An 11,782-nucleotide genomic window follows, 5' to 3' on the forward strand; every position below is an offset into this window, starting at 1 on the left:
GCTCCTGCGGGTAGAGCGGGGCTGTGGGCGGTCGCACGTCCCGCGGCCGCCCCATCGACAGCAGGCTATGTCTTTGTGAACGCGTGCACAAAGATTGTGTCCGATTTGCCCGGGCAACGTGATAGGGCTCACGCGGCCCCGCCACCTGCCACGACAGCCGTGGCAACCGGCTCTTTCTCGCCCGTCGATGGGGGTCACGAACAGGACACGCTCCTCGCCGGTCCCCGTCCCCGGAGGCCCAACAGCCCCAGATGCTACGGGACTTGCGGGCTGTTTTCCGCCAGTGCGCAGACATCCGAACGGGCGCGACGGCGGCGGCCGCAGCACTCAGGAGGTGAGCGCCCTGCGCAGCCGGTCCGGGTTCACTCGCCAGAAGTCGTGCTGGGCGCCGTCCACCAGCACGACCGGGATCTGCTCCCAGTACGTCCGGTACAACTCCTCGTCCTCGGTGATGTCCCGCTGCTCCCAGCTGCTGCCCAGCTCCGCGCAGACCGCCTCGACCACCCGCTGCGCGTCGTCGCAGAGGTGGCAGCCGGGCTTGCGGATCAGGGTCACGACCCGGTCCTCGGGCCGCTTCTTCTCGGTACGCCGGAACAGAGGGCTCATGCCTGCCATTCTCGCCCCACCGGACCCCTGCCCGGCCAACTGCGCACCCGGCGGTCCCACAACCTCCGCGCGGGGCACGCGGACCCCTCACGGTCCGGCGCCTCCGCCCTGCCCGCGGCCGGTTCACGCCCCTGTCGGGGAGAGTTCACAGCCTCGCAGCTCAGCGACTTAGGAGCCGGTGGCCCGACTCGTTATGCTCGACGCCATGGCCTCTCTCGGATGGCTCACTTCCCGTAGGCGCTCCGCCACCGCACGCAGCGTGCTGGCAGGCGAGGCCTCCGCCGAGGCCGCGCGCAGGGCAGCGGACGAGACCGGCGAACCGGCGAAGGTGCCCGCGGCCGAGGAGGCCGGGCGCCTCCTGGTCGAGCAGGCGCCGCCGGAACCGGAGTTCCCGGTCGTCGGCGACGAACACGCGGCCGCCTTCTTCGACCTCGACAACACCGTGATGCAGGGCGCCGCGATCTTCCACATGGGGCGCGGCCTGTACAAGCGGAAGTTCTTCCAGACCCGCGACCTGACCCGGTTCGCCTGGCAGCAGGCCTGGTTCCGGCTCGCGGGCATCGAGGACGCCTCGCACATGGAGGACGCCCGCGAGTCCGCGCTCTCCATCGTCAAGGGCCACCGGGTCGCCGAACTCATGGCCATCGGCGAGGAGATCTACGACGAGTACATGGCCGACCGCATCTGGCCGGGCACCCGGGCGCTCGCCCAGGCCCACCTCGACGCGGGCCAGCGGGTGTGGCTGGTCACCGCGGCCCCCGTGGAGACCGCGACGATCATCGCCCGCCGCCTCGGCCTGACCGGCGCGCTCGGCACGGTCGCCGAGTCGGTCGACGGGGTCTACACCGGGCGGCTCGTCGGCGAACCCCTGCACGGCCCCGCCAAGGCGGAGGCGGTACGCGCCCTCGCGCTCGCCCAGGACCTCGACCTCACACGCTGCGCCGCGTACAGCGACTCGCACAACGACATCCCGATGCTCTCGCTGGTCGGCCACCCCTACGCGATCAACCCGGACGCCAAGCTGCGCCGGCACGCGCGCGAGCGCGACTGGCGGCTGCGCGACTACCGCACCGGCCGCAAGGCCGCGAAGATCGGCATCCCGGCGGCGGCCGGGGTCGGCGCGATGGCGGGCGGCACCGCGGCCGCCATCGCCCTGCACCGCCGCCGCTTCGCCCGCTGAGTCCCGCCGCGGCCCCGCCGCCGCCCTTGGTCGACCACCCGCTGAGCCCCAGCTGAGCACGGGTTCGAGCCCCCGCTCGGACCCCCTCGGACCCACGGGCGCGCCCGTCCGCCAACGCGCCCGGACGGCGGAAAGCGCACTCGTTCGGGCCACAGAAATCTGCTCACCGGCTCGTACGACACACGCGGACCCCGTTCGGCCCCAGGTCAATCGTTTCTTCTTACCCGGCCACCCGTCCCGCCGGTCGCTTCGGTGACGCTCGGCCACAACTCGCCCCGGGGCTACCCCGAGACGAAGCTTTTCGGTCAACCGGTGATCAGCAAAGGGCGATCGACCGAACACGGAACGTCAGGATAGGCGACGTCCTCACAGTTTTGAGCAACTGGGCGTAGCGCCCCCTGTACGAAGCGTTATTCTCCTCAGACGCAATCCGGTGCCCACCCGGACGCGGCTTTGTCGCCTCGGCGGGTGAACGTGCCGGTACTGCACCTGATGCAAGCAAGCTCTGCCTCTGGGAGTCCCGTGTACCCACACGTCGGGGTTGACGCCTCGGGCCTGGCTACGCTGCGTGGAGCGGTCCTCGACCGCCTGCGCGATCTCGTCCCCCTCGCGTACGCCGTTCCCGCGTATGCCGTCCCCGCCCTCGCCGGACCGCAAACCGCCGTGGGTGGCCCGGTCGGCCCCTGCTACGCCATGACCAACAGCCATGCCGCCGTCGGTCGCCGCACCCGTCCCAGCACCACCGCCTCCCCCGTGCGCCGTCCCGCCGCGGACAGCGACAGCGCCCGGATGATGGAACTCGTCGAGCGCGCCCAGGCCGGGGAGACCGAGGCCTTCGGCCGCCTCTACGACCAGTACAGCGACACCGTGTACCGGTACATCTACTACCGCGTGGGCGGGAAGGCCACGGCCGAGGACCTGACCAGCGAGACCTTCCTGCGCGCGCTGCGGCGGATCGGCACCTTCACCTACCAGGGCCGCGACTTCGGGGCCTGGCTGGTCACGATCGCGCGCAATCTGGTCGCCGACCACTTCAAGTCGAGCCGCTTCCGCCTCGAAGTGACCACCGGCGAAATGCTCGACGCCAACGAGGTCGAGCGCTCCCCGGAGGACTCCGTCCTCGAATCGCTGTCCAACGCCGCCCTGCTCCAGGCGGTGAAGCGGCTCAACCCCCAGCAGCAGGAGTGCGTGACGCTGCGCTTCCTCCAGGGACTCTCGGTCGCCGAGACCGCCCGGGTGATGGGCAAGAACGAGGGCGCGATCAAGACCCTGCAGTACCGGGCCGTACGCACCCTGGCCCGGCTGCTGCCCGACGACGCCCGCTGAGGCCGGGCCACCACCCGGCGGACACCGCCCGCAGTCGTCAACTCACCTTCCGTAGAAGCCTGTTGGCTTTCGCGGTCGGATCATCCGCTGTCCGTAACCCAAGTGCCGCCCCCGTCGTTGTGCGGGATACAGGCTCCCTCTGGTTGCTTCCTGTCCAGTCCCGCCCACTCGATCGGGTGAGGCTGGGCGGATCCAGGAACCACTCGGACCCCTTGGGGAGTCGACCGTCCTGACGAGAGGAGGTGCCGCCCGTGATCGCGAACATGTCGGGGCAGCGGCGGGCGAACGCCTTCGCCCGCGCCCTGGAGGAGGCCTCCGGCCAGGGTGCGGCCGCCGAGCACAGCGCGGACTCCGCCCCCGCGGCCGAGCCCAGACGCCTCACCCAGCTGGTGAGCGAGCTCGGCGCCCTGCCCAGACCGGCACTTGACCCCGACGTCAAGGCCACCCAGCGGGCACAGCTGATGGCCGCGATGGAGTCCCTCGCCCAGGAAGGCACCCTGGCCGAACCGGCCGGACCCGCGGTGCCCTCCCAGCGCGGACCGGGCCGCCACCGCGCCAGCCCGCTCCGCTCCCTGCGCCCGCGCACCCGGCTCTCCAAGGGCCTGGCCGCGGGCGGACTCACCGTCAGCGTCGCCGCCGGTGCCTTCGGCGGGGTCGCCGCGGCCAGCTCCGACGCCCTGCCCGGGGACTCCCTCTACGGCCTCAAGCGCGGCATGGAGGACTTCAAGCTCGGCCTCGCCGGAAGCGACTCCGACCGCGGCCGCATCTACCTCGACCACGCCTCCACCCGGCTCAGCGAGGCCCGCCGCCTGATGGACCGCGGCCGGCACGGCAGGGACCTGGACCACGAGGCGCTCGGCGAGGTCCGCCGCGCCCTGTCCGGCATGAACCACGACGCCACCGAGGGCCACCGCCTGCTCCACGAGGCCTACACCCGCGACGGTTCGCTCGGCCCGCTGCAGACCCTGTCCTCCTTCTCCCGCGCGCACCGCGACAGTTGGAGCCTGCTGCGCGAGAAGCTCCCGGTGCAGCTCGGCGACATCCGCGACCAGGTCAGCAGCGTCTTCGACGCCATAGACGAAGAGGTCGAACCGCTGCGCTCGCTGCTCCCCGACCCGCCCGCGCACGAGTCCGAGCCCGCCGCCCCCGGCAGCTCCGACTCCCGGGACCCCGGCTCCGCGGACCGCTCCCCCTCCTCCAGCCCGGACGGGAAGCACCGCGACAAGGAGAGCCCCGAGGGACCGAAGCCCTCCCCCACCGAGAGCGCCGACGACGGCCTCCTCGGCGGCAACACCGGCGGCCTCTTCCCCGACCCCGAGGACTCCGGCTCGCAGAAGCCGGGCGGCGGCCAGGGCCCGAAGCCGGACGTCACCCTCCCGCCCCTCCTCCCCGGCCTCCTCCCCGGCCTCGGCCTCGACGCCCGGGACGCCGAGGACTGAACGACCCGAGGGTGAGCGCCCGACGAGAGTGAGCGGCCGACCGGCAGTGGACAGCCGACCGGGCGTCGCCTGAGCATCCGCCGGCCCGCTGCTCCACCCTCGCGGCCCGCGAGCACCGGGCCCCGGTTTCCACCGGGGCCCGTCCGCATGCCCCGTACTGCCCACCCTCAGTTGCCCCGTGCCGCACACCCCCGATCGCCCTGCCCCGCACGCCCCGATCACCCCGTACCGCGCCCCGGCACCCCCGTACCGCACGCCCCGATTTGCCGACCCGGCAACAAAGCTGGTCACTCCGGGCCGCCCGGCCGGACCATCGTCGGCAGCCGCGGGCGCCGAACCCGCCGCGCCCCGCATCCGAGCCGTACGGAGGACCCATGACCGGCAGCACCGCCCCCGACCCCGCACCCGTCACCGACGAGGAGCTCTGGGACAGCCGCTACGCGGGGAACACCCGCGTCTGGAGCGGGCTGCCCAACCACGCCCTGGTACGGGAGACCGAGCAGCTGGCCCCCGGCCGCGCCCTGGACCTCGGCTGCGGCGAGGGCGCCGACGCGATCTGGCTGGCCCGCCGGGGCTGGCAGGTCACCGCCGCCGATGTCTCCCGGGTGGCGCTCGACCGGGGCGCCGCCCACGCCGCCGAGCAGGGCGTCGCCGACCGGATCGACTGGCAGCGGCACGACCTCGGCCACAGCTTCCCGGCGGGCGGCTACGACCTGATCTCCGCGCACTTCCTGCACACCTACGGCGCCCTGCGCAGGGAGGAGGTGCTGCGCCGGGCCGTGGACTGCGTCGCCCCCGGCGGCATCCTCCTGGTCGTCGGCCACGCGGGCTGGCCCCGGTGGGCCGAGGACCCGGATCCGGAGGTGTACTTCCCGACCCCCGAGGACGTCCTCGCCGAACTCCGGCTGCCGGCCGGAGCCTGGGAGGTCCTGGTCAGCGAGACCTACGAACGCCCGGCCGCCCGCCCCGACGGGGTCATGGACACCCGCGAGGACACCACCCTGAAGGTGCGGCGGCTGGTGGGCTGAGCGGCCCAGGCCCTCAGAAGAAGACCGACCGCCGCTGCACGAGCAGCTTGTACAGCGTGTGCTGGATCTGCTCGCGCACCTGGTCGGTGAGGTTGAACATCAGCATCGGGTCCTCGGCCGCCTCCGGCGGATAGCCGTCCGTCGGGATCGGCTCGCCGAACTGGATGGTCCACTTCGTCGGCAGCGGCACCGCGCCGAGCGGCCCGAGCAGCGGAAAGGTCGGCGTGATCGGGAAGTACGGGAAGCCGAGGAGGCGGGCCAGCGTCTTGGCGTTGCCGATCATCGGGTAGATCTCCTCGGCCCCGACGATCGAGCAGGGCACGATCGGCGCCCGGGCCCGCAGCGCCGTCGAGACGAAGCCGCCCCGCCCGAACCGCTGGAGCTTGTACCGCTCCCCGAAGGGCTTGCCGATCCCCTTGAAGCCCTCCGGCATCACCCCGACCACCTCCCCGCGGGCGAGCAGCTGCTCGGCGTCCTCCGCACAGGCCAGGGTGTGCCCGGCCTTGCGGGCCAGCTCGTTGACGACCGGGAGCATGAACACCAGGTCGGCGGCGAGCAGCCGCAGATTGCGGTCCGCCGGGTGCTCGTCGTGCACCGCGATCTGGAGCATCAGCCCGTCGAGCGGCAGCGTGCCGGAGTGGTTGGCGACGACGAGGGCGCCCCCGTCGGCGGGGATGTTCTCGATGCCCTTCACCTCGACCCGGAAGTACTTCTCGTAGACCGGGCGCAGCGCGGACATCAGGACCTGGTCGGTCAGTTCGGCGTCGTAGCCGAAGTCGTCGACCTCGTAGTCACCGGTCAGCCGGCGGCGCAGGAAGCTGAGGCCGCCCGCGATCCGGCGCTCCCAGGGGCCGGGCTCGGGCGGTGCCGTACCGGGCTCGAGGTCGGGCTCCGGTTCCTGCCCGGCCGGTCCGGCCTGCTGGCCGGGCAGGGTCGCGCTCTTGTGGATCGGCACCGGGTCCGCCCCGCGCCCGGAGGCGGCGGGCCTGCGCCGGGCCGGGCGCCGCTCGCCCGCGCGGGAGCGGTCGTCGTCGAAGGGGATGACCTTGGCGTCCGCCATGTTGCTGCGCTCCTCAGTTCGCGCTCTGCGCGGGGGCCGTACCGCCCGTGTCGGTGCCTGCCGCCTCGCGCGCGCCCGCCAGGAAGGGGAGGGCGGCGAGCTTGTCGACCGCGGACGCCACCAGCTGCGGGGGCAGCAGCCCCGCGCCCCGGCAGCGCACGAAGTCCTCGAAGGCCTCGGCCGTGGTGTACCCGGCCTCGTATCCCAGGGTTTCACGCATCTGGGCCGTCGACACCATGCGGCCGTGGGTGAGCAGCCGCAGTTGCTCGGGCGAGAAGTCGGTGACGCCGAGATTGCGCAGCGCCGAGCCGAACCAGCTCACCGCGGGCAGCAGCATCGGCACGGTCGGCCTGCCGAGCCGGCGCGAGCACTGCGACAGGAGCAGCGCGCCCTCACCGGCGATGTTGAAGGTGCCGCTGTTGAGGGTGCCCCGGCGCGGCTCGCGGGCGGCGATCCGCAGCACCTCGATCACATCGTCCTCGTGCACGAACTGCAGCCGCGGGTCGTAGCCGAAGACGGTCGGCAGCACGGGCAGCGAGAAGTACTCGGTCAGCGGGGTCTCGGCGCCGGGCCCGAGGATGTTGGCGAAGCGCAGCACGCAGACCGCGACATCGGGGCGGCGCCGGGCGAAGCCGCGCACATAGCCCTCGACCTCGACGGTGTCCTTGGCGAAGCCGCCGCTCGGCAGCGACTTCGGCGGGGTGGTCTCGGTGAAGACGGCCGGGTCGCGGGGCGCCGCGCCGTACACGTTGGTCGAGGACTTCACCACCAGGCGCCGCACCGCGGGGGACTTCTGGCAGGCACCGAGCAGCTGCATGGTGCCGATGACGTTGGTCTCCTTGACCGTGGTCCGGCCGGTGCCGCCGAGTCCGGTGCCGCTGACGTCCAGGTGCACCACGGTGGTCACGCCGCGTTCGGTGAGGACCTTGGCGATGGTGGACTGCCGGATGTCGGCCTGCACGAACTCGGCGTCGCCCAGATGGTGCTGGGGCAGGGCCGCGTCCACGGCGATGACCCGGTCCACCTCGGGATCGCGCTGGATCCGGCGCACGAAACGCCCGCCCAGCTGCCGGGCCGCCCCTGTCACCAGCACGACCTCGCCCACGATCCGCGCCCACCTTCCCGTCGCCGCTCGCCGCCCCGGACCCGCACCGCGCGTTCACCGGTACGTGCCGTACGCGCCACCGTAGCGCTTCACCGCCGCGCTGTAATCGCCGCGCGGCACGGATTCGCGGGATTGCCCCCACCGGCCGCCCGCCGGTCCGGAATTCCGGACTCCGGGGCGCCTGCCCGCCCGGCGCGCGCTCAATCCGGGCCGGACGCCGAGCGGCCCGCGGGACGCGAAAACGACCGCGGCCCCCCTGCTGTCACAGCAGGGGGGCCGCAGAGCGCTTCTTGTCAGCGTCGCTCACTTCTTGTTACGACGCTGGACACGCGTGCGCTTCAGCAGCTTGCGGTGCTTCTTCTTCGCCATCCGCTTGCGCCGCTTCTTGATAACAGAGCCCACGACTACCCTCGCTCACTTCTCGGAACATCCCCACACTTCGGGGATCTTGGTGCGGGGCGACATGGGCCCACACGACCTACGAGGGGCTAGCCTACCCGCCCGAGCGCTGAGCCCGTAATCGGGTGACGGGCCGGTGGAAACCGGACCTTGCCTCAGGCAGTCTCCACCCCCACATAGGACTCGCGGAGGTACTCGTGAACCGCTTGCTCCGGGACTCGGAACGACCTGCCGACCCGGATCGCGGGCAGATGACCACTGTGCACCAAGCGGTACACGGTCATCTTGGATACGCGCATCACCGAGGCGACTTCCGCCACGGTAAGGAACTGAACCTCGTTCAGAGGCCTCTCGCCACCAGCCATGACACACCTGAACCTTCCGCACACGACGCGCCCCGGCTTCCCCTTCCGGTGACTCCTCGTCGTTGCGTGCTCACTCACCAGAGTAGAGGCGGGTGGTGCGAGTGGGGAAGAGGAGCAGCGGGTCCCCTTTATCCCGACAGTCCGGCCCGCGTCAGCACATGGCGCACAAGTGGCCGGTAGTGATCGGAGTGAACCGCGTCATCCAGCGGGACGACGACCGAAATCCGCCCCTCGGCCTCGCCGACGAAGAGCGCCGGATCATCGGTGTCGGCAAGTCCCATGGCATCAATGCCCAGTTGACCTGCCCCGCAGACCCAGCCGTGGTCGCCGACCACCAGCGCGGGCAGCGGCCCGCCCGCCTCGGCGAGCGCCGCGAGCGCGGTGCGCACCGGGCGCGGGGAATGCGAGTGCGCCGGCTGCCCACGCCCCGGCGCACGCCCCGCCCCCGTCTGCCCCGCCTCCCGCACCAGGGCGACCCCGGCTACGTAGTCGAGGTGATGGGCGCGTAGACCGAAGCGCGTCATGAGGGGGAGGACGACCCCCCGCGCCGGGGTGAGCACGGGGCAGCCGGCCGCCGCCATCCCGCGCGCCAGGGCGGCATGGAAGCCGAGCAGCCGATGCGGATGCCCGGTGCCGAACAGCACCGGGCTGCGCAGCCGGGCCGCTTGACCGAGCCGGTCCGCGAAGGCGTCCAGGGCGGCCAGGGTGCGCTCCGGGTCGATCGCGTCGGGCCCGCCGCACCGCGCGGGATCGCCGGAGACCCCGCACCGCTCGGCCATCAGCGCCAGCACCGCCCGCTGCGGCCACTCCCCCCGCGGATCGAGACCGAGCAGTACCCGGGGGTCCCGGGCGGCGAACAACCGGTAGCTGCGCAGATTGGCCTCCCGGGAGGTGGCCACCGCCCCGGCGATCCCGGACGCCAGCAGGTGCGCCCGCAGCGCCTGGATGGTGAGCACGCCCCGATGCTCGCGCAGCGGCCCCGCCCCGGCGCCCGCACCGGCGAAACGGCACCCGGTCGACGGACGGTACGTACGTATGTCCTGACGGAGGGACAAGCGCGAGGCCGACCGAGCGTCGCGCGCGGCCGGTCGCGCCCGGCTCCCGGCGGTCCGGCCCGGGTCCCCCGCGGCTACGGCAGCATCCCCCGCAGCGGGAAGACCGCCTTGCGGGTGGCGAGGACGGCCTGGTCGAGGCGGTCGGCCGGGTCGTAGCCGGCCTCCCACTCCGCGAAGTCGACCGGCCAGCGCCCGTCGGTCATCCGGCGCGGGGCGTCCTGCCGGGTCCGCGCGTACACGGACTGCCGCCACTCCTCGGGGATCGGCGTCTCCGGCGCCACCGGCCGCTCGGCCGCGATGCCCACCAGATGCGTCCACGACCGCGGCACCACGTCGACCACCGCGTATCCGCCGCCGCCGAGCGCCACCCAGCGGCCCCCCGCGTGCTGGTGCGCCAGCTCGTGCAGGGCGACCTGGACGGCTCGCTGGGCGTCCAGGGAGACCGCGAGGTGGGCGAGCGGGTCCTCGAAGTGGGTGTCGGCGCCGTGCTGGGTGACCAGGACCTGCGGCCGGAAGTCGGCGAGCAGTTCGGGCACCACCGCGTGGAAGGCCCGCAGCCAGCCCTGGTCGCCGGTGCCCGCGGGCAGCGCGACATTCACCGCCGAGCCCTCCGCGCAGTCGGCGCCGGTCTCCTGCGGCCATCCGGTCTGCGGGAACAGGGTCCGCGGGTGTTCGTGCAGCGAGACGGTGAGCACCCGCGGGTCCTCCCAGAAGGCCGCCTGCACCCCGTCCCCGTGGTGCACGTCCACATCGACGTACGCGACCCGCTCCGCGCCGAGTTCGAGCAGCCGGGCGATGGCCAGTGCGGCGTCGTTGTAGATACAGAACCCGGAGGCGCCGCCCGGCATCGCGTGGTGCAGCCCGCCCGCGAAGTTCACCGCGTGCGGCGCCTCGCCCCGCCACACCGCCTCGGCCGCGCCGACCGACTGGCCCGCGATCACCGCCGAGACCTCGTGCATCCCCGCGAAGGCCGGATCGTCCACCGTCCCGATCCCGTACGTCCCGTCCGCGGCGGCCGGGTTCTCGGAGGCCGCCTTCACGGCGTTCACATAGTCCTCGCGGTGCACGAGCTGCAGCGTGGACTCCCCGGCGCGCTTCGCCCTGACCACATCCACGGCCGCGTCCAGGCCGAGGGCGCCGACGAGCCCACGGGTCAGCGCCAACCGCACCGGGTCCATCGGATGCCCGGCACCGAAGTCGTAGCGCGTAACTGCCTCGTCCCACATCAGCTGCGTGCGGCCACTCATGCCCGTCACCGTACCGGCCGCCCGCCCCGTCCTCGACGGAGCGTGGCATGCCTCACGACCCGGAACCTCCTGGTCGGCGGGGGAACGTCACGGTTGGCGGCGGTCCAGGACCTCGGTCAGCTCCCGCATGTCCGCGAAGAGCCGGGTGGCCTCCGACAGCTGCCCGGCCGGTGTCATGGCGGTGAATCCGTACACGTCCATCCCGGCCGCTACCGCCGCGCGCACCCCGAGCGGGCTGTCCTCGACGACGGCGCAGCGGGCCGGTGCCACCCCCATCCGGTCCGCGGCGTGCAGAAAGAGGTCAGGGGCTGGCTTGCCCCGGCCCACATCCTGCGAGCTGAAGATCCGGCCCTCGTCGAAGAACCTGCCGAGGCCGGTCTTGCGGTGCCCGACCCGGATCCGCTCATGGCTCCCGGAGGAGGCGACACAGGTGGCAATGGACTCGGCGGCCAGTTCCTCCAGCACCTCCGGTACGCCGGCCACCGCCTGCAACTCCCGCTCGAAGAGCGCGAAGACCCGCCGGTGGAACTCCTCGTCGAAGTCCTCGGGCAGCTTCCGCCCCGTCCGCGCCAGGACCGTCTCATGCACCCGGTGCATGGCCCCGCCCATGTAGTCCCGCAGCGATTCCTCGTACGTGGTCGGGTGCCCGAGCTCCGTGAGGTACGCGGCCAGGAGCCGGTTCGACAGGGGCTCACTGTCGACGAGCACCCCGTCATTGTCGAAGATGACCAGGTCGTAGCGCATGCCCTGACCTTACGGCGCCGGGAAAGGGCCCCGGGAAAGGGGAGGGCGAGAACATCCCTGAAATGCCCCTGGAATATCTCCGGAAATGAGAAAAGCCCCTGTACCGGTTCTCCCGGTACAGGGGCTCTTCTCTACATTTAGTTCGGCGGCGTCCTACTCTCCCACAGGGTCCCCCCTGCAGTACCATCGGCGCTGTAAGGCTTAGCTTCCGGGTTCGGAATGTAACCG

The 11,782-nt window shown here is 72.5% G+C and carries 12 protein-coding genes and 1 rRNA gene; 4 read left to right on the forward strand and 9 right to left on the reverse strand.

Annotated features, from left to right (window positions below; genetic code table 11):
• Positions 1-327: 327 nt before the first annotated feature.
• On the reverse strand, positions 328-615 hold the full coding sequence (locus tag HFV08_RS24905) for a glutaredoxin family protein (RefSeq protein WP_186095440.1): 288 nt from the start codon (positions 613-615) through the stop codon (positions 328-330).
• A 196-nt stretch (positions 616-811) separates the two neighbouring features.
• On the opposite strand from HFV08_RS24905, the gene HFV08_RS24910 reads away from it, so the two are divergent.
• From HFV08_RS24910 to HFV08_RS24925, 4 genes are all read left to right on the forward strand, one after another.
• A complete protein-coding gene (locus HFV08_RS24910; RefSeq protein ID WP_168542633.1) occupies positions 812-1,786 on the forward strand; it encodes an HAD family hydrolase in 975 nt (324 codons plus the stop codon).
• Positions 1,787-2,308: 522 nt separating this feature from the next.
• Positions 2,309-3,112 carry an ECF subfamily RNA polymerase sigma factor, BldN family gene (locus tag HFV08_RS24915; RefSeq protein ID WP_168542635.1) on the forward strand — a complete coding sequence of 268 codons (804 nt, stop codon included), beginning with the start codon at positions 2,309-2,311 and terminating at the stop codon, positions 3,110-3,112.
• A gap of 251 nt (positions 3,113-3,363) precedes the next feature.
• Complete coding sequence (locus HFV08_RS24920; protein WP_168542637.1) at positions 3,364-4,551, forward strand: DUF5667 domain-containing protein; 1,188 nt, start codon at positions 3,364-3,366, stop codon at positions 4,549-4,551.
• A gap of 374 nt (positions 4,552-4,925) precedes the next feature.
• Positions 4,926-5,579 carry an SAM-dependent methyltransferase gene (locus tag HFV08_RS24925; protein ID WP_168542639.1) on the forward strand — a complete coding sequence of 218 codons (654 nt, stop codon included), beginning with the start codon at positions 4,926-4,928 and terminating at the stop codon, positions 5,577-5,579.
• A gap of 13 nt (positions 5,580-5,592) precedes the next feature.
• Here HFV08_RS24925 and HFV08_RS24930 read toward each other — a convergent pair whose 3' ends face one another.
• The 8 genes from HFV08_RS24930 to rrf all read right to left on the reverse strand — a co-directional run.
• The gene (locus HFV08_RS24930) at positions 5,593-6,639 is read right to left on the reverse strand and encodes a lysophospholipid acyltransferase family protein (RefSeq protein WP_168542641.1); all 1,047 of its coding nucleotides are present in this window, start codon (positions 6,637-6,639) and stop codon (positions 5,593-5,595) included.
• Between the two features lie 13 nt (positions 6,640-6,652).
• Positions 6,653-7,744, reverse strand: a complete 1,092-nt coding sequence (locus tag HFV08_RS24935; protein ID WP_168542643.1) for an NAD-dependent epimerase/dehydratase family protein — start codon at positions 7,742-7,744, stop codon at positions 6,653-6,655.
• Positions 7,745-8,047: 303 nt separating this feature from the next.
• Positions 8,048-8,146 (reverse strand): 30S ribosomal protein bS22, encoded by a 99-nt coding sequence (locus tag HFV08_RS24940; RefSeq protein ID WP_003948845.1) that lies wholly within the window; start codon positions 8,144-8,146, stop codon positions 8,048-8,050.
• 152 nt (positions 8,147-8,298) lie between these two features.
• A complete protein-coding gene (locus tag HFV08_RS24945; protein ID WP_040249844.1) occupies positions 8,299-8,508 on the reverse strand; it encodes a helix-turn-helix domain-containing protein in 210 nt (69 codons plus the stop codon).
• Between the two features lie 128 nt (positions 8,509-8,636).
• Complete coding sequence (locus HFV08_RS24950; RefSeq protein ID WP_168542645.1) at positions 8,637-9,464, reverse strand: phosphatase; 828 nt, start codon at positions 9,462-9,464, stop codon at positions 8,637-8,639.
• A 173-nt stretch (positions 9,465-9,637) separates the two neighbouring features.
• Positions 9,638-10,810 carry an acetoin utilization protein AcuC gene (locus tag HFV08_RS24955; RefSeq protein ID WP_168542647.1) on the reverse strand — a complete coding sequence of 391 codons (1,173 nt, stop codon included), beginning with the start codon at positions 10,808-10,810 and terminating at the stop codon, positions 9,638-9,640.
• 87 nt (positions 10,811-10,897) lie between these two features.
• Positions 10,898-11,554, reverse strand: a complete 657-nt coding sequence (locus HFV08_RS24960) for an HAD family hydrolase (protein WP_168542649.1) — start codon at positions 11,552-11,554, stop codon at positions 10,898-10,900.
• Positions 11,555-11,694: 140 nt separating this feature from the next.
• Positions 11,695-11,782: ribosomal RNA gene (gene rrf, locus HFV08_RS24965) — 5S ribosomal RNA — on the reverse strand; the annotation flags it as partial.

It is taken from the genome of Streptomyces physcomitrii (assembly GCF_012273655.1).
GTDB lineage: Bacteria > Actinomycetota > Actinomycetes > Streptomycetales > Streptomycetaceae > Streptomyces > Streptomyces physcomitrii.

Excerpts from the sequence above, each read along its gene's own strand:
- HFV08_RS24905 (WP_186095440.1), bottom strand. The coding sequence starts at position 615 with ATGGCAGGCATGAGCCCTCTGTTCCGGCGTACCGAGAAGAAGCGGCCC.
- HFV08_RS24910 (WP_168542633.1), top strand. The coding sequence starts at position 812 with ATGGCCTCTCTCGGATGGCTCACTTCCCGTAGGCGCTCCGCCACCGCA.
- HFV08_RS24925 (WP_168542639.1), top strand. The coding sequence starts at position 4,926 with ATGACCGGCAGCACCGCCCCCGACCCCGCACCCGTCACCGACGAGGAG.
- HFV08_RS24930 (WP_168542641.1), bottom strand. The coding sequence starts at position 6,639 with ATGGCGGACGCCAAGGTCATCCCCTTCGACGACGACCGCTCCCGCGCG.
- HFV08_RS24945 (WP_040249844.1), bottom strand. The coding sequence starts at position 8,508 with ATGGCTGGTGGCGAGAGGCCTCTGAACGAGGTTCAGTTCCTTACCGTG.
- HFV08_RS24955 (WP_168542647.1), bottom strand. The coding sequence starts at position 10,810 with ATGAGTGGCCGCACGCAGCTGATGTGGGACGAGGCAGTTACGCGCTAC.
- HFV08_RS24960 (WP_168542649.1), bottom strand. The coding sequence starts at position 11,554 with ATGCGCTACGACCTGGTCATCTTCGACAATGACGGGGTGCTCGTCGAC.